We start from the raw sequence: 19,431 nt of genomic DNA, 5'->3' as shown, positions 1-19,431 counted from the left end.
CGCTCACGTGAAGTATTCTTGACGATCCTCGCCCCGCAAATATGATGCTCCGCCTAGGCTTTTTGCTTACGCGTCCTCGAAATCTCCCCCGTCGTCCTCGTCGTCATCGTCGCCCCACAGCTCGGCCACGGCTCCCGCTATGCGCATCGTCACCGTCGTGCCCACACCGAGCTGCGTGTCGATAGTCATGCCGCTGTCGCCCCCAAAGCAAGCATGCAGGCGGGCGTCCACGTTGTGCAGCGCGATGCCCGTGCCCCGATCGGAGGCGCGACACTCCCCGTGCACGAGGCGCTCGGCCGTCTCCTGCGTCATGCCGAGGCCGTCGTCGGACACGGCGATCACGGCGTCGCCGCCGTCGGCGTGAACGTCGATCGTCAGCGTAAGCGGGCCCTCGGGGCGCATGGCGTGGTTGACGGAGTTCTCGATGATGGGCTGGATGATGAAGGCGGGCACGCGCACGATCTCGAGCCCCGGCTCGACGTGTACGACCTGGCGGATGCGGCTCTCGCCAAAACGAGCCACCTCAAAGCCCAGGTAGCGCGTCGTCTGCTCTATCTCGCGCTCCACGGTGATGAGGTCGTCGGAGTTCTCGAGCGTACGACGGTAGAACGTCGCGAACTCGCGCAGCAGCACGCGCGCCCGGTCGGGATCCGTGCGGATGAGCGCGGCAATCGTGTTGATGGTGTTGAACAGGAAGTGCGGGTTAATCTGGGACTGCAGGGCCTGGAGCTCGGCCTTCGTCGCCAGCTCCACCTGACGGTCAAGCTCCGCCATCGAGAGCTGCGTCGAGAGCAGCTCGGCAAAGCCCTCGGAGATGGCCATCTGCGTCTCGTCGATGAGCTCGGGCGCCTCGTAGTACAGCTTGAGCGTACCGAGCGAGGCGTTGCGCACGAGCAACGGCGCCACGATGCCAGCAGGGATGATGGGCGAGCCGCTCGTGGCCGCCGTGGCTCCCGTCGAGGAGAACACCTGGGCCTCCTGCGTGCTGAGCGCCTCGTGCGTCGCCGCCGTGTGGATGGGGCTACCCAGCGGGAAGTCCTCGGCGAAGCGCCCGGCGTAGCCCAGCACGACGCGGTCGTCGGTCATTGCGACAGCCATGGCCTGCGTCTCGGGCAGCAGCAGCTCGCACACGGCCTGGCAATTCTGCTGCGACAGGCCGCCGCGCATGTACTCGAGCGTCTTTGAGGCGAGCGAGAGCAGCCACTTGGTCTGCGAGGCGCGCCGCTCGGCGAAGAAGTGCTCCTGGATCATGACGTTGACTCCCTAGCCGACGATCTCGCGCACGACCATGATGATGCCCGACAGGACGAGAAGCACGCCGAACAGGCCTGTGAGCAGGCGCTCGTTGACGTGTGTGAGAATCTTGGCACCCAGCTTCGCGCCGATGATGGACCCGACGATGAGCAGCAGGCCGAGCAGCCAGTCGATGTTGCCGAGCAGGGCGTGCGTGATGAAGCTCGGCACGGCCAGGATGCCCACCGACACGAGCGACGTGCCGCTGGCCTGCTTCATCGTGAGGCCGAAGGCGGCCTGCAGGATGGGCACGATGAGAAAGCCGCCGCCCAGGCCTAGCCAGCCCGACAGGAAGCCCACGACGCAGCCGAGCAGGATGCAGCCCACGTAGAAGCGCACGCTGCCGTCCTCGGAGAGCAGCGTCTTCTTGGGCGCAGGGGCCGTGGCGCCGTTTGCGGCGCCGGCAAGAGCAGCGGGACGGCTCTTGTAGACGCGCTTGAACATCTTGTACGCCGTGAACAGGATGAACACACCCGTCAGGATCATCGCGTACATGCCCGGCAGGTTCGTGGCAGCAACGGCGCCCAGCGGCGAGAGGCACGCCCCTGCGATACCGACGATGATGCCGATGCGGAAGCGGATCGTGCCGTCGTGCAGGCGCGCCAGCATGCCCGAGATGGACGTGGGCAGGATGGCAAACAGCGACGTGCCCGACGCGATGGCCGCCGGCTGCCCGAAGACGATGTGGATGAGCGGCACCATGACCATACCGCCGCCGATGCCGAACATGGCGGACAGGATGCCGACACCCACGCCGCACAGGGCGATGGCGATGCCGAGCAGAAGCGTGATTTCCATGCGGTCAGGACTTCCCTTGCGTTACTCGGCGTCGGTCGGTGTCGAGGTCGGGGCTGGCTTGGCGGTGGCTCGACGGTCTTCCGAGTCGTCGGAGGGACGCTCGCTGACGGGATACTGGTCGGACGGCTTGCCGTCAAGCAGGCCGTCGGCAGCCTCGACGCGAGGCTGGGAGCCCGTCGCCCACGTGGGGACGTCCTGGTCGTCGTCGCCCCACGCGGCCGAGAGATCGTCGGCGCTCAGCGGGGCGTCGCTCTCGCTCTCCCACGTGGGGACCTCGGCGGCATTCACGTCCGGGACATCCTCTGGCTCGCTGGCTGCAGGCGCGTCGGAAGCCTGCGCAGGCACGGGAGCCTGTCGGGGCGTCACCGGAACGTAGTGCTCGTGGCGCGCGTCGCGCTCGGACTGCTCGCCCCACTCCGTCTGCGCGCCCGCAGCCGCGAACGTCCCGACGCCCTCAGCGCGATCGCCCGCGGCATCGGCAGCGGGGCCAGCTGTCGGGCTGCCGCTCACCATGCCCGCACGCTGCGCCATGCGCGCCGCGATGGCCGGCGAGAGCATGCCGGCGCCGCGCAGCACGTGCTGCATCTCCTCGTCGAGCCAGGCCGTGCGCGCCACCTCGGGCCATGCCTGCTGGAAGTGCAGGTAGTTCGTGCAGTTCTGCTCGGCGTAGTCCACGGCGTCCTTGCGGCCCTGACGATAGATCTGCCAGTAGGCGGTCTTCTCCGGCGTCATCATCGCGCGCCAGTACGCCGTCTTGCGGATGCGGTTCGGCAGCTCAGGGCTGATCCACGGACCCGGGTAGGGCATGAGCGCCTCGGGCGTCAGCATGTGCATGTCGATGTTGGAGTTGCAGATCTCGATCTTGCGGCGCTCGTACGTCCAGCGATAGACGTCCTGCAGGAAGCGCGGGGCCGTGTCCTTGATGCGCGGCGGCGTGTGGCGGACGCGCCATTTGTTGTCGAACCACACGTCCATGCCATAGAGGCGCATGTTGATGAGGTAGTCGAGGTCTTCGCCGCGCGTGATCCACGGGTCGAACGCCACGCGGGTGAACGCCTCGGCGTGCACGGCGAAGCAGCCACCGCACACGACGTTGCTGCGCGAGATGCGCGGACCAGCCAGCGCCTGCGTCATCCACTCGTTGAACTCGGCGCGCTTCGCCCAGAACTTGTCGTAGAACTTGACGGTGCGGCGATCGGCCAGCGCAGAGTTGCGACGGTCGAGGAAGTAGCCGGACTTGGCGACGATGGGCAGGCCGTTGCGATCGACCTGGCCGAAGCCGTACACGGCGTTCACGAGGAAGTTCTCGTCGAGGATCGTCTCGTCGTCGTCGATGAACACCGCGACGTCGCAGCCCAGGGCGCAGCAGGCCAGCAGGCCCATGTTGCGGATGGCGCCGTAGCCGCGCAGCGAGATGGGCTCGCCGATGTCGGCGGGCAGGTCTTCGGAGATCTTCTCGTTGAGCACCATGGACTTGAACGAGTCGACGATGACGACGTCGGGCAGCTCGTGCCTGTCCACCAGCTCGCGCACGCGCCGCACGGCCCGCTCCTCAACGGCCGGCGGCGCAGTGACGAGGATGATGACGGTCTTGAGGCCGAGCACCTGCTTGAGCGAGGCGAGGCACAGGTCGAGCTGGGGGTGCTCGCTCTCGACGGGCGTGGCGTGGTCATACCACTGCACGCTGCCGGGATTGCCCAGGTGGTCGCTCGACGACCAGTATGTGGGGATGACGACCGCCGGATTCATGGCGCAACCCCTTTCCTCGCAAGCTCGAGAGGCGCTTGGCACGCGCCGGATGCTTACGAACGCGTTGTCGAAGAGCCGGCCGTTGCGGGGGCCGACTCGAGATTCTGAAACACAGACGTCCTGCTCAGGGCACGATACAGCGGGTAGCCCAGTACGTAAAGGATAACCGCCTCACCGATGGCGGTCGAGACGAGGCCGAAAACATACATGGGCAGGTAGGCGCCGTCCAGGCTTATGCTCGTGAACGGAATCGTGTAGAAGCCAAGGCCCTGGAGCAGCAGCGGCAGGTAGGCCGGGACGACGAGAGCGTTGAAGATGACGGGGCCGGCAAGCGCCAGCAGCGGGTTCGCACGGAAGTGGCGCATCCACAGCGCGCCGAGAAGCGTGGCCAGCGAGCCAAACACGACGTCGAGCAGGCCGAGCATGCCTGTGCCCGAGATCGCGATGTTGAGCAGGTTGGCCAGGGCACAGCCGATCGTGAGGCCCGGCACGGCGGCCGGCGTGAACATGGCGAGGACGCAGAGCGCCTCGGAGACGCGGAACTGGACCGGCCCCCAGGCCAATCCTCCGAGGAACAGCAGGGCGACGAGCGTGAACGCCGCATAGGCAGCGGCGATCATGCCCGTCTGGGCGATGAAACGCGTGTTCATGGGAAGGTCCTTTCGAGAAACGTGACGCTTGGGCAACGGGTGGGTGCACGTCTGGACAGGGCCCAACGATGGCCAGACGGGTCTCGCCGCGCGGAGGAGCGACGCGCGGGGTGCACACAGGGTACCCGCAGGCACGAACGCGCGACAAGGCGTGCGGTATGGTAGCAGATGCGCGGGCCCGTGGCGCGCGTCAGCAAGAAGGCGCCGGGGCCGGAGCGCAGCTAAGACGGAGTGCGGCTGCTACAAAAAGCGGCCTCGTGAATTCCGCTGCTACAAAACCCGGCGTTTTGTACGATTCGGGGTCGTTTTCGGCAGTGTTACTACTAACAATGCATGTATCACTGCAGGTGGGCAGCTTGCAGGTAAAACTAGCAAGTGAGTGGGATCGTGCATATCGCTGCATTCTGTAGCACGCGATTTCACGAGGCCGGGTTTTGTAGCATGAGCGATAAGCGCCCGTCGATGTGGAAGGCGGAATCGAAAAGCTGCTTCGCCTCCGGCAGATCAAAAACCCAGCGCTATTCCCTGCCGAGATACTCATAGAAAAGTGAAGTTCTGGGTAAAGACCAGACATCATATCGAGTAAGTACCTTAGAAGAAAGGAAGACAAGATGAACACTGTCGACGAAGATGAAAAGAGCGGCTTCGACCCTGTTCTAGCGCGGGCAAGCGTGAGACAGTTCACGGAGGAGCCCGTGAGTGACGAGGATGTTCGTCGGCTGTTCGTGGCCGCAATGGCGGCGCCGTCAGCTCGCAACCAGCAGCCGTGGGAGTTCTACGTTACGCGCGACCGCGCCATGCTCGAGGCGCTCTCGCAGGCAACACCCTACACGAAGCCCGCAGCCGGCGCAGCCCTGGCCATCGTCGCGTGCGCGCGCACGCAGGAGCTCGCATCGCCGGCGCACGTCCCGCAGGACATGGGCGCCTGCGTCGAGAACATCCTCGTGGAGGCGGCAGGCTTGGGTCTCGGAGCCGTGTGGATGGGCGTCGCGCCGTACCGCGAGCGCATGGACGAGACCGCTCGGATGCTCGGCATCCCCGCTGATGCCGGCCTCGACCCGTTCGCCATCATCGCCGTCGGCCATCCTGCCAGCGAGGTCACACCCCGCGGCCCCGAGCGCTTCGACGAGGCACGCATCCACTGGGCGTAGAGCCCCGTACCAGCTATCAAACCAGAGGCGCCCGCCGTCTGCGAAAGAGCAGGTGGCGGGCGCCCCATATTTTAAACAACAGTGAACAGATCCGAACGGCTTACCTCGTCAGCAACCGAGAACGACTCGCAGCAGGTCAGCAGCAGTTCGGTAGAAGGGTTCACGCGCATCCCGCGCCACGGCCTCGGCAAAGCGAGGCATCCAGACGAGCGCGTGGCGGTCGAGAAAAGTCTGATAGACCGCCGTAGGAGAGCTTCCGGACAGCGAGACCTCGCTCACCGCTAGAGTGCAGAGGTACTCGAGGAACTCGAGCTCCGTGTCCACGCGGTCAACGGGGTCGTTCGTACCCTCGGGACGGCCGAGCCCGCAGGCGCGCATCGAACGCTCGACGTCCATGGAATGCCTGTTCACGTAGAGCAGCGGCGCCACCCCGTCGTCGGCTGCGCGCCATACGCCCTCGTACGGCGAGACCACCGGCTTCGGCGCTCCCACAAGCAAGCGTGTCGCCTCCACACGCAGTTCATGCGTCACGTCCTCGGCAGCACCCTCGGAATAGGCGTCCAGGCACGCGCCCCAGCCCTCGGGTAGCGCGCAACCAATGGCCCCTGCCATCTCCCGAGCGGCGTCAGCCCACTCGCCCGAGACGAGCGCACCCACCAGCTCATCCGTCGGGTAGGCAAACGACAGGGCAAGCAGTTCGTAAGCCGCCGCACGAGCCTGCCACACCTGTGCCCCATCGCTACCCTGGGCAGTGCTCTCGATCATAGGAAACGTTCCCCTCCTGCCACTTGAGCTAGCCTCCACAAGGCCGGCCTCATATTCACCGCCCACACCTCAAGTTCAGCAGCCGCACGCCACTACGCCGTCCGCGCGCCCCGCCCAACACGGTGCAGTGCCCTTCCCACGCCAGCGCATCAAACAGGGGCGTGCGCACCTGCCTATATCCACACCGCGTCGAGAGCAACTTCTCGCAAAGCGCTCCCCCGCGCCGTCGTCTCGATCACGTTCGTCGAGATGGCCGGCACGACGGGCAACCCCATGAGCAAATCGAGGCGGCTCGGAGGAAACGAGAGGCTGCCGTCGTCGCCATCGATCTCGCAGCAGATGCCACGCTCGGCCAAAAGCTCCCGCACTGCCTCGACGTCGTCATCGAACACCTTGGCCGTCTTGTAGAAGAAGTCGCCCCTATCGAGCTCGTACACACCACCAGCAAGGTTGACAGCCGCATTCTGGCGAAACACCTGGCCGCGATTTTTGTTCTCAAGCGAGCAATAATGCACCCCGAGCGACAGTCCCTCGTCAAGCGCAAACTCCAACAGCTCAAGGCACAGAAGCTCGCTCCCCTCAACGGGCAGACCCGCTGGATAGGAGTAGTCATACGGGACCTCGTACGGCGGGTTCTTGATCTCAAAGCCGCGCTGGCGAAACGGCGCCCAGTCACTCACTGGGTAGCCGAACTCCAGCAGATTGATGCCAAAGACGCCAATCTCGTCGAGCCGGCGCAGCAACCGCTGCATCGCCTCGCCCGTACCGGGGATGACAGGCATCTCCACCATGACGGCGGGGATGTACCGAAGCGCAAGTTCAAGGCGGTTGCAAGCCTGTTCGATGAGGACGGCGACGCTCGTAGGATACCCGGCCCCGTCATCCACATCGATCTTGACGCTCAGGCGCAGCTCGTCAAGACCCGCATCCCGCAGCTCTGCCAAGCACTCCGCGTCCAGAAAGTCGCCAGCCGTATAGAGGCGCAGGTGCGCACCGGGATACTCAGCGCGAGCTCGACGTAAAAACGTATACGTCTCTTCCTTGTAGAGCAGCGGCTCGCCGCCGGTTAGGCCCACATGCGTGACATCGCCACCGACCTCGGCCGAGAACGCTTTGAGTTCCCGTTGAGCATCGTCCCAGGCTGGCAGTCTGTCCGAAACACTCTCCTGGTTGCGGTTGAAACAGAAGTAGCACGAGCGGTTGCAGCGCAGGGAGGGCGCAAACGTACGGCTGCCAAGACCGTCAGCACAGGCCGCGCAGGCCGGGGACAGCTCGCCAGCCCAGAGACTGGCGCCGGCGTTGCGCTCGTGGGCACCCTTAGCGAGGACACGCTCCCGCACAGCAAGAGTCTCGGCACTCAGGTAACCCTCAGGCGCCAGGTCAACACCCAGGCTATCCACGCTCTCGACGTAATCGCGGCGGATGCCCGCGTAGTTCTCGAGCCACGTCGCGAGTGTCGGGCGCTCGGCGAGCAGGGAGTCCCATCCTGCGGGATCCGGACAGCAAGCGTGCATGGCCGATCCCCCGATAGGCACCAGACGATCGTCGCGCTCCCCGGCGCACGTCCGCACGCCCCTACAGTCCTCCATGCCTCCCCCTCCCGCACGCGATATCCCGGGCCGGAGAGCCGGTCGCCACGCGTCCGGCCCTCAGCCCGGGACGAGCAAGCCCGTCCGTTACACCAGGTAGTAGATGTTCGGCTCCGTACCGACGCTCGTCTGGAGCTGCTTATACTCGCGCGTCGCTATGAGCTTGGAGACTTCGGACTCGGGATCGTCGAAGTCACCCCAGAAACGCGCGGACTCGCGGCAGACGTCGGCACAGGCAGGACGCTCGCCGCGCTCGATGCGGTGCCAGCACATCGTGCACTTCTCGACGACGCCCTGCTGGTGCTCGGGGGCGTCGGCGTCGCCCACCTTGAAATCGAGGAAGTACTTCGGCGCCTCCTCGTTCAGCGTGCGCACGCCATCGTAGGGGCAGGCGGCTATGCACGAGCCACAGCCAATGCACACGTCGTAGTCCTGCAGGACGACGCCGGTCTCCTCGTCCTTGTACGTGGCACCGACCGGGCATGCCTCAGCGCACGCCGGCTTGGAGCAGTGCTGGCACGAGTATGTGTAGTACGACAGCGCCAGCCCGTTTGGCCATTCGCCCGATGGCGCATTGTCGACATCGCTGCCCTCAGTCTTGGCTCGGTTCCACCACACACCCTCGCCGATGTTGTTCTCGACCTTGCAGGCCATGGCGCACAGGTTGCAGCCAACGCAGCGCGTCGTGTCGATGACAAACCCATAGCGTGCCATTACTCAGCACCTCCGTCGTAGAGCTCGACTTCGCACAGAATGTCGTTGTAGCAGCTGTTGCCCGACATGGGATCCATGATCTGACGGGTCAGATCCGTGTTGTGGCCGGCAACGAAGTCGCCGATCTGCGGGCCATGCGGCAGCCTAACGCAGTCAGGACGGATCCCCTTCGTGACGTGGGCTTTGAGCACGACCGAACCACGATCATTAAAGGCACGCACCATGTCGCCCTGCTTGATGCCGCGGGCGAGGGCGGCTTCCTCGCTGATGTCGATTTGGGGCTCGACGCGCAACTCGTTGAGCCACGGCGTGTCGCTGAACACCGACTGTCCCTGGTACATCTCGTGAATGCTGAACGCGAACAGCGGGTACTTCTCATGCTCGGGGCTGTTGACGCTCGCCTCGACGGCCTCTTCCCAGCAGGGACGGCGCTCGAGGTCCCAGTCGATCTCGCGCCCGTCGTAGTTGCGCGGCGTGGGGTTCTCGATGTAGAAGGCGTTGCGGATGCCCGCATACGTGGACGTCCCCGGAGCCAGGCGCTCGCCCTCGGCAAAGTTCACGATGACGCGCTTCTCTTTGTAGTCATCGTACGTCGAGCCGTTTTCGCGGTTGGTAGGCGTGTCAAGAGCTGCGCGCAGGTACTCCTCGTCGCTCATCGGATAGAGATCGTCATAGCCCATGGCGTCTGCCAGCAGACGGAACACGTCCATGTCCGTCTTGCACTCGCCAGCCGGCTCGACAGCTTTCTCGAGCAGCGAGAAGCCGCCATCGCTGTCCTCTTTCTCCCACGTCATCGCGATGGGGAGCACGATATCGGCGTAGCGCGCCGTGTCGGACATGTACGGGTCGGCCACGACGAGCAGGTCGAGCTTGTCGAACGCCTCCTTGAGCTCCGTCGTGCCGCAATCCGAAGACATGGGGTTGGCCTGCATGATGTAGGCAACCTTGATCGGCACCTCCTCGTCGCCCAGTTTGCCCGTCTCCATGACCTGCGGGAAGTAGATGGACGACATGTTGAACTCGGTCTTGCCACCCTCGACCTTCACGAGCTCGGAGACGTCCACGCCAGGCAGGACTGCGTTGTCGAGCTCCGCCGCCTCGCCGAGGATGTTGTAGAACAGGAAGGAACCTTGCTGGTTGTAGTTGCCGGTCAGGCAGGCCAACAGCATGATGTTCTTATAGAAGTGGCGCGAGTTGGTGTAGTGGCCTGTGCCCTGGTAGTTCGCGATGGCTGCGGGCTTGGCGGTCGCATAGAGCTCTGCGACCTCCTCGATCTTCTCCTTGGGCAGGTCGCAGACCTCAGCGGCCTTCTCGACCGTGTACTCCTTGATGCCCTCGAGCACGTAGTCAAGCACCGTCTGGTACGTCACGCCCTCGATCTCATACGAGCCGCGCACGGCCGGGTTCGCCACGGTGTTGACCGAGCCATACGTGCCCGCGTCCTCGTCCCACACCACCTCGGCGTCAACGGCCTCGTCACCCTCGCCTTCGGGCTCGAGCCCCAGGTCAGAGAGGCGCAGGAACGTGCCATCCTCCTTGCGTAGGTAAGGAGCGATGGACTTCGTCTTGAGGAAGTCCCAGTCCACGAGCTCGTGATCGACGATGTAGTTGCACATGGCAAGAGCGAGCATGCTATCCGTCGCGGGGCGGATCGGCAGGTAAACGTCGGACTGCGAGGCCACAACGTCGAAGCGCGGGTCAATCGTGACGATCTTCGTACCGTTCTCCTTGGCCTTGCGCAGGAAGCGCCACGCCGTACGGGAGGCGCTCACGGGGTTGACGCCCCAGATCAGGACAACTTTGGAGTCCAGTACGGCGTCCTGCGAGCCAAAGCCCATGCCAAGACCCGGGATGGACGGGAGCGCCCACATGAGTGCCGCATCGGCCGCAGGGCCGATGGAGGTAAAGCCGCTGCGCTGGACGAAGCGGTCATACGAGATGCAGGTGTAGCCGCGCGTCGCGTTGAGGCCCCAGCTACCCTGCGGGCAGTTCAGGGCAGTCGTGCCAACGAAGCTGTACCACAGAGCGACCGAACGATCTCCGTACTCGGCCTGAGCGGCCTTCATATGGTCAGCGATCGTCGTGATGGCCTCGTCCCAGGAGATACGCTCCCACTCGCCCGCACCGCGCTTGCCCACGCGCTTCATCGGGTAAAGGTTGCGATTCGTGCTGTAGAGGCGCTGGGGGTTCGTCTGGCCGCGGACGCATCCCGTCTTGAACTCGGGGTGCCCCTCGACGGGACCGAGCGGCTTAATCTGCACGAGCTTGCCCTCGCGCACGATGCCCTTGAGGCGGCAGTTCGGGCCGCCGCAGTTGCCTCCGCACTTGCTGTAGAACACCTGCTCGTCAGCAGCTGCGGAACTGCCGGCGTCCTTGTCGCTCGACGCGCTCGGCTCGGCGGCAAGCGCCCTCAGAGCCGGCGCCATCGCGTGTGCGGCCGTGGCCGCGCCGGCGACCGTGCCCGTCGTCTTGAGGAAGCTGCGGCGCGTGAGCCCGCTCTTCTGGACGTTCGTTTCTCCCATGGATCCTCCCTTTTCTCCCCTCGGGAACCTCAGCCGCAACCCCGGGGCGAGAGCTGGCGTGTTACTCGCGATGGCCATGCCAAAGAGGCGCCATGTCCCTCGCGATGAGCCGGTCAGCGCAAGCGTCGTCGCCTCGCATGACAGACCTTTCGGCAGAGCTCGCCTCGCTCCTCCTGCGGCTGCTGTCTAGTCTGTCATATATATATATGATTGTGAATATAAAAATGCTGCTAATCGCCACTTGTCATATAGTCATATGACACAGTAACAGAGGCTACACCTTGGAGGACTTTTTCTGAGAGTCCCCAGCAGTAGCTCTGACCTGCACCTTTGTCTTTGGAGTCCTATCCTCGGGCATCTCACTTGACATCGGGGCAAACCCTTCGGAGAACGCGCTCGGAAGCACCAGCGTCCCGCCGGACTCCTCCACGCTCTCGTATGCCAGGTGCATCGTGCGCAGCTTCATGGCCACGGGGTCATCGCCATAGACGTCCGAAGCGTCCTTGAGCATTTCGGAGATGTCCTTTTCCGCCTCGGCGAGCACCATGCGTGCGTTCTTCCGTCGCTCGGCCGCCGCCTCCTGGGCCATCGCTTGCTGCAGCTCCTTGGGGATGACGATGTCGCGGATCTCGACGTCGACGATCGAGATGCCCCAGGGATTCAGCTTCGCCTCGATCTCCTGCTTGAGCTCCTCGTCGAGCTGCTCGCGACGCGTGGCCACCTCCGCGATGCTCCTGCGCCCGATCGCCTTGCGCATCGACGTCTGGGCGACCCACGCCACGGCCTGCGCGTAGTCCTCGACCTCGACCGTCGCGCGCTTGGCGTCCCACACCATCCAGAACAGTACCGCGTCGGCGTTGACTGGCACGAGGTCGCTCGTCAGCGTTTCCTCGGCACCGAAATACGTGGATGACACGCGCTGGTCGATGCGCAGCGTGTAGAACTCCACGAGAGGGATCGTGAACACGATGCCCGGCCCCGCTACGCGGTTGAAGCGGCCAAAACGCAGGACGACGGCCTTCTCCCACTCCAGCACGATGTGGACAGAAGACATGGCAAGGCAACCGGCGAGAAACGCCGCGATGAGGACGGCAAGGCCGACGCCGCCGACAAGCAGGGCGCCCAGACCCAAGACGAGACAGAACGCGGCCGCGAACACAACGATCGAGAACGCGACGGCTCCGTTGCGAGAGGCGCGCCGGCGGGTCGTCTCCGCGCCCAGCACGGCCCCTCGGTCAAACGCGCCCGCGACGACGGCAGGCTGTGCCCCGGGAGCTGCGTCCCCATGCGTCGAGACCTCGCCTTTCCTGCGACTCATCCGTAGCCTCCTATGACTGGGCCGCCCGCGCCCGCTCCATGCAGGCGGAGAAACGCTCCTGGATGTCGTCGAGCGACATCCCCAGCTCAATACACCTTTCGAAGTACTCCTGCGTCACGACCTCGGCCATCGAGCTCAGCGTCCTCTCGTGGCGACCGCCCACGTCAAGCACGAACGCCCCCTGGCGCCGGCGCGACTGGATGAGCCCGTCCTGCTCCAAGCTCATGTACACCTTGCTCACCGTGTTATAGTTCACGCCAATCTCGGCCGCCAGCCCGCGCACGGTCGGCAGCTGGTCGCCGGGCTGGTAGTGACCCGACGTGATGAGGTAGACGAAGCGATTCTTCAGCTGGACCCAGATGGGGATGCTGCTCTCTTCGTTGATGTCGAACAGGGCCACGCGCGTCCCCTCCCTCGTGCCATTTTTCGTGCCCTCGCCACCATGCGGTCAACCATTGACGCTACGCGGACCCATTAAGCCCAGGCCAGCAGCTAGGCATGCGTCTCCGCTGACGCGTGCTCCGGAACGGGCTGCTCATGAGTGCCCGCCCCAACGACAACGCCCCTCATGATACATCCTCCCATGATGACCAATACCATGGCACACACCAGGACAGCGGCTGGCACCTGCGGAAAATGCACCAGTCGGCGTCCGACGCCACCCGCAGACCGAGCGCCTCGCAACGCACGTCCGTATTTTCCCGCAGCACAGGCAATCCCACCCGCACGTCCCCACGCAAGGCCCCGCCGCCCTTCCGAGTAGGCCCTCGCCATCACGGACAGCTCTGCCGCGAGCGGTACCGCCAGCCCACACACGATAAACCCCAGCCACCACCACGTCGAAAGTGAACCCGTCACCAGAACGTTAGCCGAAGCGAGAGCCGCGGGGCTGCCGCCCGATCGCGCCGAAGCGACGAACAGCGCCGCCGCGATGGCCTCGAGCACGATGACCACCGCGTCGATGGGAACGAGCAAGCGCTTCACGTGGTCAACCCGCCTGTCCCCATCTACGAGCTCTGCCAGGAGAAGCAGCACGGCAAGGCCGCACGAGCACGACGACAGCACGAACAGGACGGGGAGCATCGACGTGTCCCACAGGGCCACCGCCTTCATGCTTTGCAGGAACAGCCCCGTATACGCCATGACGAACAGGGCAAGCACCGCGGCAACGACCTCGGCTGCCGCCACAAAGGCCCTCGTCACGCACGGGGCATACAGGACGCGCACGAGAGCCAGTCCGGCCGCACAGGCAACGAGGGCGCCGAGAGCGTAGGCGCCAAACGTCAGCAGCGACGGGCGGGGGCGCAGCAAGAACAGCAGAATGCGATCAGCGCGTCCCAGGTCGAACACCAGACAGAGCAAGCCCATGGTGAGCATGGCGAAGCCCGCGATCAGGCCGTAAGCGACAAGGCGCTCGGCAGGGCGGGCGTCCTCGATGCTTGCACGGGACGAGGTCCCAAACGGAGTCCGAATTGCACAGAGATCGAGCAGACAGGACGCGGCAACGACGCCAGCACCCGCTCCGCCCAGAAAGAGGTATGCAACGACGAGGGACCCGAACACCTTGCGTCACCTCCCGGCTTTAGCGCGCGAAGACGTGGAATCTGGCTGTGGCGAGCCTTCTCGCAACAAGCCTGGCCATCAACGGCTCGCTCTACGGTACCAGATTTCCCTGCACCCGATGGGCCGCAGGCAGGCTCACGAGCGTCCCGCTGTCAAACGCCTAGCGGTTCTCGATGCTGCCGATGTTCTTGAGCTCGATGGAGATGCGGCCGTCGGGCTCGTTGAAGAACTGGATGTAGTCGGTGTTCGTGCTGTACTCCGACGGGAACGTGATCTCGATGCCCGTGTCGGTGCGGATCTTGTGGCTCTTCGCCATGCGCGCCGTCGCCGAGCGCTTCACGCTGACGCGCTCGGGCAGCTCCTCGCGCCGCGCTTCCTCGGCAAAGCGCTCACGAGCTGCGGGAACGTCCTCGAACACCTCGTCGGCCAGGTCCCAAGGCAGCAGTTCCTCGGAGTCGTCGACGTTCTCGGCCAGGTAGTTCTTCGCCTTTGACAGGGCGACGGCCGTGTTTGTGCCGTACTCCTGAGCCACGTCCTCAACGATGCGCGTCACGGTGTCGAGCACCTCGCGCGTCGAGGCCTGCTGGACAGCGCACTGCAGCAGGCCGTCGGCGATGACCTGCGTCGTCGCGCCGGCGATCGTGCGCGGCTTATCGTTGAAGTCCACGCCCATCGTGCGCTCCGTGATGATGGCGTACGTGTCGAGCTTCTGCGTGGGGCTCGGCAGCATGGCGTCATGACGCACGACGTCGGCAAACGGGGCGCCGCCGAACTCGGAGATGTCGTGCATGAAGCTTTGCTTGCGCGGCAGGAGCAACAGGGCGAAGCGACGGTCGCCCCGGCCCTCAAACGCGGCGTCAGCTACCTCGGCCTCTTCGGAGTTCGCGGCAGCCTGAGCGTCGGAATCGTCCTCGTAGTCAACAACGAGAACATCAATAGCCTCGACGGGATCGGCCATGCGAAGCTGATCGTAGAGGTACTCGGCGATCTGAACCGACAGGCCCACGAAACCGGAGTCCTGCTCGAAGTACTGGCTCAGCGCGTCGGCGAACTGGCTGTCGGCAGCAAACTCGCCGTGCTTGTTCTCAGCGCTGTTGAACGCCTTGCGCACGTGACGCTGCACGAACGACTTGACCGTCCTCACGGAGAGGTCGAGCTCGCGCTGCGAATAGACGCTACCGCCCGACTCAAAGTCGAACGCGTGCAAGATGGCGTGGGTGACGTTCACGTGCAAGCTCCCTTCATTGGCAACCGCTGCTGCCCCGTGCTAAACCCCCGTCAGGTTGCGGTCGGGAGCGCTTGCGGGTGCACTCAACACGGCGCCAGTCGAGCCAGCGAGACCTGCGCCTCGCCAGAGTACCTATCATCTGGTCAGTCCTCGCGATTATGACGGATTCGGACGAACGTGGCACGACGGGGTAGGCGCCCGAACAGCAAAACCCGCTTTGGCTGCACTGTTTTGGGCTCAAGTGTACGTTTCTTCGGTTCGGCCTGCACAAAACGGCCGTGAAGTGCACGTTTCTTTCGACCCAAGAGAGCGCAGGGCGGCACCGAGCAACCCTCCGTTCGACTGCCAAGCACTAAAACCGCAGGTAAAAGGCCTGCGTCTTTCTCTCTCCGCGTGCGTATGGGCTCGCCGCATGGCGTCCAAGCCCAAGAGACATGCACTTGACGGTCATTTTGTGCACGAGCCTGCGAAGAAACGTGCACTTGAGGGCATTTCATGCGCCGCGCCCCGTCGCTACCGCGCTTCGGTAGCATCGACCAGGTCGATGAGTTCCTCGCGAGAGTGCGCGCCGCACTTCTAGCAGGCTTCGAGTAAGAGACGGCTCCCAGCCTCCAAGAAGAAAGGGCGGTGCGACGTCGCAGGTACGTCGCACCGCCCTTGTCGTAGTCCCCCTGTGCCGCCAGGCGCCTCGGTTACAGCCCCCGGACGAGCGTCTCAGCGATCTGGATGGCGTTCGTCGCGGCACCCTTGCGGACCTGATCGCCGCAGCACCAGAAGCTCAGCGAGCTCACGCCGTCGGGCGCGGAGAGGTCGCGGCGGATGCGGCCGACCCAGATGAGATCCTGGTCGGACGTGTCGAGCGGCATGGGGTACTTCGCAGCCGCGGGGTCGTCGACGACCTTCACGCCGGGCGCTGCCTCCAGGATGTCACGCGCCTCGTCGGGCGTGATCGGGCGCTCGAACTCCACGGTGATGCTCTCGGAATGGGAGCGCATGACCGGCACGCGCACACAGGTGCAGTTCACGCGCAGCTCAGGCAGGTGCATGATCTTGCGGCCCTCGTTTTGGAGCTTCATCTCCTCGGAGGTGTAGCCCTCCTCCTTGAAGCCGCCGATCTGCGGGATGAGGTTGCACGCCAGCTGGTACGCAAACGCCTGCGCCGGCCGAATGGGACGACCCGCGCCCATGTCCTCGAGCTGGCCCTCGAGCTCGTGCAGGCCCGGAGCGCCGGCACCCGACGCGGCCTGGTACGTCGACATGATGACGCGGCGGATACCCGCGGCTTGGTGCAGCGGCCACAGCGGCACGAGGCCGATGATCGTCGCGCAGTTGGGGTTGGCGATGATGCCAGAGTGCCACGCCACGTCCTCGGCGTTGACCTCGGGAATCACGAGCGGCACGTCAGAGTCGAGGCGAAACGCGTGAGAGTTGTCCACGACGACGGCCCCGGCCTGCACGGCCGCCGGGTAGAGCGCCCGCGCGATGTCGTCGCCGGTCGCGCCCAGCACGAGGTCGACGCCCTCGAAGCTCTCGGGCGTCATCTCCTGCACCGTCAGCTCGCCGTCGCCAAACGAAAGCTTCGAGCCGGCCGAGCGCGCCGACGCCAGCGCGCGCACCTCCGCCGCCGGGAAGTCGCGCTCCTGCAGGACCTTGAGCATCTCGCGGCCCACGGCCCCCGTCGCCCCCGCCACCGCGAGAACCGGTCGCTCGGGCATAGGCTTGCTCCACGCCATCGCAATCACGCATCCTTCCTGGAACGCTGGCCCCGGCTCCTTGCGCTATCGGACGACCTTCACCGTGCCGGCCGGCGCATCCTCGTCCATGTCGAACGCGGTGTGCAGCGCCTGGACGGCCGCCGTAACCTGGTCGGCGTCGATGACCGTCGAGATGCAGATGGGCGACGTCGAGATCATCGAGATGTTGATGTCGTTGTCAGCCAGTGTCTTGAACATCTTGGCCGCGACGCCCGGGTAGCTCTTCATGCCGGCGCCCACAAGCGACACCTTTGCGATGTGTGCATTGACCTCGACGCCCTCGCCGCCGACCTCCTGGCACAGCTCGCCAATCTTCTTGGAGAGACGCTCGACGTCGTGGATCGGCATCGTAAACGAGATGTCCGTCAGGCCGTCGTGCGACACGTCCTGAATGATGATGTCGACGTTGACGCCCAGCTCGCCGAGCATGCCAAAGATCTGGGCCGCGATGCCGGCGCGGTCGGGCACGTGACGCATCGTGATCTTGGCCTCGGACAGGTCGTGCGCAATGCCGCTGATGACGACGCCCTCGCTGTAGTTGGAATCCATACGGTCCGGAGCCTCCTCGATGATCGTGCCCTTGGAATCGGTGAGAAACGACGAGCGCGCGTGGATGACCACGCCGTACTTGCTGGCGAACTCGACGGCGCGCAGCTGCAGCACGCCGGCGCCGTTCGCCGAGAGCTCGAGCATCTCGTCGTAGGACAGGCGGTCGAGCCGGTGCGCCTTGGGGCAGATGCGCGGGTCGGCCGTATAGACGCCGTCGACGTCGGAGTAGATCTCGCAGCGATCCGCCTTGATGGCAGCGGCCAGAGCGACGGCTGTCGTGTCGGAGCCGCCGCGGCCCAGCGTCGTGATCTCGCCGGCGGCGTTGACGCCCTGGAAGCCGGCGACGATGACGATGTTGCCTTCGTCCAGATCGCGGCGCAGGCGATCCATGCCGACGATGCGGTCGATCTTGGCGCTCGTGTGCGTGGGGTCGGTAACGATGCCCACTTGCGCGCCCGTGTGGCTGACGGCCGGCACGCCCAGCGCCTGGACCGCCATAGCGAGGACGGCAACCGAGACCTGCTCGCCAGTCGAGAGGAGCATGTCCATCTCGCGCGCAGGGGGATCGGGATTGACGGCGTGGGCAAGGTCGAGCAGGTGATCGGTGTTGTCGCCCATTGCGGACACGACACACACGACCTGGTTGCCCGCGTTGTGCCGGCGCACGAGCCGAGCTGCCACGTTCTTGATGCGCTCGACCGTGGCAACGGAGCTGCCGCCGAACTTGGTGACGACGAGAGCCATGCGGATCCCTTTCGAGACGGCGCCTTCCTCTCGGGCGGTGCCCTGGAACGGCGCGCGATGCTGTCACGTCCCGCGCGAAATGTAGATGCGGGGCGGGAGATTCTGACGGACGGCATGCCGCGGCGCGCCGGTGTCAGAGTCAGACAAGTATAGTCTCACGCGTTTCTGAGGCGTTTCCGAATTGCCGGCCGCACAGCTCACACAGGGGAAGCGGTCACGAGATGACGGCGAAGAGCGGGGGCGAAGCCACGCGAGCCTGTGCAGCGGGGGCGCCCGCAGCGAGAAGCGCAGCTCGGGCAGAAAGCCGCCTTGTGTATGAGCGAGTCCACTCGGCAGGCGCCGCCTTGCAGCGAGAGACGCCCTCCGTGGACGAGAATCGAGCTCGTGTATGGCAGGCACACCAGGCCTCGCCGGCCGCACCGCGCCGACCTGCGTTTTTGCGCGCGACGTCCTTCGGATCGGCCTTCGGATCCGAGGGAGCATATTCACGAGGGGGGTGCGGCAGGAAGTTGGACCGGGGGATTCCCCGGTCGGGACGGAGGCCGCGTGTACAGCGAGAGGGAGAAGGTCTTCTGCGTCGAGAGGATGTGGGCCGAGGGGCTCAGGCCGGCGACGGCCTCCAGGGCGTGGGGCTCGCCGGCCAGGTCGACCCTGCGCGGGTGGGAGCTGCTCGCCCTGGCCGGCGAGCTGCCGGCCGTGGCGCCGCGCGCCAGGGGGGCGTGCGAGCACGCCAGGCACGCGCGCTACCCGGCGGCGACGGTGGCCGAGGCCCTGAGGCTGGACGCGCTCGGCAAGCGCCCCTCCGAGGTCGCCAGGGTCCTGGGCCTCTCCTCGGGGGCCGTGGTGGGGGCCTGGCGCAGGCAGGCCCGCGCGGGTAAGCTGCTGCCCGACGGCACGCGCCCTCCCGGGGCGCGCCGGGAGAGGGGGTCGGCGGTGGGCGAGGGGGAGCCGGGGGCCCTGAGGGCCAGGGTGCGCGAGCTGGAGCTGGAGAACGCGGTGCTGTGGGAGGTGGCGCGCGACCCAAAAGCAGGAGACCCGGCGAGA

The 19,431-nt window shown here is 65.4% G+C and carries 16 protein-coding genes; 2 read left to right on the top strand and 14 right to left on the bottom strand.

Annotated elements, in window-relative coordinates:
- Positions 1-66 precede the first annotated feature (66 nt).
- Genes KHZ24_04140 through KHZ24_04125 form a run of 4 tightly spaced genes read right to left on the bottom strand, consistent with a single transcriptional unit; the run spans position 67 to position 4,490 of the window.
- Positions 67-1,251, bottom strand: a complete 1,185-nt coding sequence (locus tag KHZ24_04140) for a histidine kinase (protein MBS5450387.1) — start codon at positions 1,249-1,251, stop codon at positions 67-69.
- A gap of 12 nt (positions 1,252-1,263) precedes the next feature.
- The gene (locus tag KHZ24_04135) at positions 1,264-2,091 is read right to left on the bottom strand and encodes a sulfite exporter TauE/SafE family protein (protein MBS5450386.1); all 828 of its coding nucleotides are present in this window, start codon (positions 2,089-2,091) and stop codon (positions 1,264-1,266) included.
- Positions 2,092-2,112: 21 nt separating this feature from the next.
- Entirely contained in the window at positions 2,113-3,840 is a 1,728-nt protein-coding gene (locus KHZ24_04130) for a hypothetical protein (protein ID MBS5450385.1), read from the bottom strand.
- A gap of 53 nt (positions 3,841-3,893) precedes the next feature.
- Positions 3,894-4,490 carry a QueT transporter family protein gene (locus KHZ24_04125; protein ID MBS5450384.1) on the bottom strand — a complete coding sequence of 199 codons (597 nt, stop codon included), beginning with the start codon at positions 4,488-4,490 and terminating at the stop codon, positions 3,894-3,896.
- 611 nt (positions 4,491-5,101) lie between these two features.
- On the opposite strand from KHZ24_04125, the gene KHZ24_04120 reads away from it, so the two are divergent.
- Positions 5,102-5,641, top strand: a complete 540-nt coding sequence (locus tag KHZ24_04120) for a nitroreductase family protein (GenBank protein MBS5450383.1) — start codon at positions 5,102-5,104, stop codon at positions 5,639-5,641.
- 108 nt (positions 5,642-5,749) lie between these two features.
- On the opposite strand, the gene KHZ24_04115 is transcribed toward KHZ24_04120, so the two are convergent.
- The 10 genes from KHZ24_04115 to KHZ24_04070 all read right to left on the bottom strand — a co-directional run bounded on the left by KHZ24_04115 (position 5,750) and on the right by KHZ24_04070 (position 18,387).
- On the bottom strand, positions 5,750-6,406 hold the full coding sequence (locus tag KHZ24_04115; GenBank protein ID MBS5450382.1) for a molecular chaperone TorD family protein: 657 nt from the start codon (positions 6,404-6,406) through the stop codon (positions 5,750-5,752).
- A gap of 173 nt (positions 6,407-6,579) precedes the next feature.
- Positions 6,580-7,920, bottom strand: coding sequence for a radical SAM protein (locus tag KHZ24_04110; protein MBS5450381.1), 1,341 nt, complete (start codon positions 7,918-7,920; stop codon positions 6,580-6,582).
- A gap of 162 nt (positions 7,921-8,082) precedes the next feature.
- The gene (locus KHZ24_04105; protein MBS5450380.1) at positions 8,083-8,709 is read right to left on the bottom strand and encodes a 4Fe-4S dicluster domain-containing protein; all 627 of its coding nucleotides are present in this window, start codon (positions 8,707-8,709) and stop codon (positions 8,083-8,085) included.
- Entirely contained in the window at positions 8,709-11,231 is a 2,523-nt protein-coding gene (locus tag KHZ24_04100; protein MBS5450379.1) for a molybdopterin-dependent oxidoreductase, read from the bottom strand. Before KHZ24_04100 ends, KHZ24_04105 begins: the two co-directional genes overlap by 1 nt.
- Before the next feature lie 274 nt (positions 11,232-11,505).
- Positions 11,506-12,549: a slipin family protein gene (locus tag KHZ24_04095; GenBank protein MBS5450378.1), complete on the bottom strand. Its 1,044-nt coding sequence runs from the start codon at positions 12,547-12,549 to the stop codon at positions 11,506-11,508.
- A gap of 10 nt (positions 12,550-12,559) precedes the next feature.
- Positions 12,560-12,949 (bottom strand): GntR family transcriptional regulator, encoded by a 390-nt coding sequence (locus KHZ24_04090; GenBank protein ID MBS5450377.1) that lies wholly within the window; start codon positions 12,947-12,949, stop codon positions 12,560-12,562.
- A gap of 92 nt (positions 12,950-13,041) precedes the next feature.
- Positions 13,042-14,112 (bottom strand): polysulfide reductase NrfD, encoded by a 1,071-nt coding sequence (gene nrfD, locus KHZ24_04085; GenBank protein ID MBS5450376.1) that lies wholly within the window; start codon positions 14,110-14,112, stop codon positions 13,042-13,044.
- Between the two features lie 160 nt (positions 14,113-14,272).
- Entirely contained in the window at positions 14,273-15,340 is a 1,068-nt protein-coding gene (locus KHZ24_04080) for a nucleoid-associated protein (protein MBS5450375.1), read from the bottom strand.
- Positions 15,341-16,032: 692 nt separating this feature from the next.
- Entirely contained in the window at positions 16,033-17,055 is a 1,023-nt protein-coding gene (locus tag KHZ24_04075) for an aspartate-semialdehyde dehydrogenase (protein MBS5450374.1), read from the bottom strand.
- A gap of 63 nt (positions 17,056-17,118) precedes the next feature.
- Positions 17,119-18,387 carry an aspartate kinase gene (locus KHZ24_04070; protein ID MBS5450373.1) on the bottom strand — a complete coding sequence of 423 codons (1,269 nt, stop codon included), beginning with the start codon at positions 18,385-18,387 and terminating at the stop codon, positions 17,119-17,121.
- A 546-nt stretch (positions 18,388-18,933) separates the two neighbouring features.
- Between KHZ24_04070 and KHZ24_04065 the strand changes: the two genes are divergently transcribed.
- Positions 18,934-19,431: transposase (locus tag KHZ24_04065; GenBank protein ID MBS5450372.1), on the top strand; the 498-nt coding region annotated here is incomplete at its 3' end.

The organism is Coriobacteriia bacterium, assembly GCA_018368455.1.
Taxonomy (GTDB): domain Bacteria; phylum Actinomycetota; class Coriobacteriia; order Coriobacteriales; family UMGS124; genus JAGZEG01.
Note: the sequence above shows the minus strand (reverse complement) of the source record. Positions and strands in the feature narration are given on the sequence as shown.

What these genes read in the sequence shown, in the direction of transcription:
- KHZ24_04130 (MBS5450385.1), bottom strand. Translation starts at nt 3,840, where the DNA reads ATGAATCCGGCGGTCGTCATCCCCACATACTGGTCGTCGAGCGACCAC.
- KHZ24_04105 (MBS5450380.1), bottom strand. Translation starts at nt 8,709, where the DNA reads ATGGCACGCTATGGGTTTGTCATCGACACGACGCGCTGCGTTGGCTGC.
- KHZ24_04095 (MBS5450378.1), bottom strand. Translation starts at nt 12,549, where the DNA reads ATGAGTCGCAGGAAAGGCGAGGTCTCGACGCATGGGGACGCAGCTCCC.
- KHZ24_04135 (MBS5450386.1), bottom strand. Translation starts at nt 2,091, where the DNA reads ATGGAAATCACGCTTCTGCTCGGCATCGCCATCGCCCTGTGCGGCGTG.
- KHZ24_04075 (MBS5450374.1), bottom strand. Translation starts at nt 17,055, where the DNA reads ATGCCCGAGCGACCGGTTCTCGCGGTGGCGGGGGCGACGGGGGCCGTG.
- KHZ24_04070 (MBS5450373.1), bottom strand. Translation starts at nt 18,387, where the DNA reads ATGGCTCTCGTCGTCACCAAGTTCGGCGGCAGCTCCGTTGCCACGGTC.
- KHZ24_04125 (MBS5450384.1), bottom strand. Translation starts at nt 4,490, where the DNA reads ATGAACACGCGTTTCATCGCCCAGACGGGCATGATCGCCGCTGCCTAT.
- KHZ24_04115 (MBS5450382.1), bottom strand. Translation starts at nt 6,406, where the DNA reads ATGATCGAGAGCACTGCCCAGGGTAGCGATGGGGCACAGGTGTGGCAG.
- KHZ24_04120 (MBS5450383.1), top strand. Translation starts at nt 5,102, where the DNA reads ATGAACACTGTCGACGAAGATGAAAAGAGCGGCTTCGACCCTGTTCTA.
- KHZ24_04100 (MBS5450379.1), bottom strand. Translation starts at nt 11,231, where the DNA reads ATGGGAGAAACGAACGTCCAGAAGAGCGGGCTCACGCGCCGCAGCTTC.
- KHZ24_04110 (MBS5450381.1), bottom strand. Translation starts at nt 7,920, where the DNA reads ATGCACGCTTGCTGTCCGGATCCCGCAGGATGGGACTCCCTGCTCGCC.
- KHZ24_04140 (MBS5450387.1), bottom strand. Translation starts at nt 1,251, where the DNA reads ATGATCCAGGAGCACTTCTTCGCCGAGCGGCGCGCCTCGCAGACCAAG.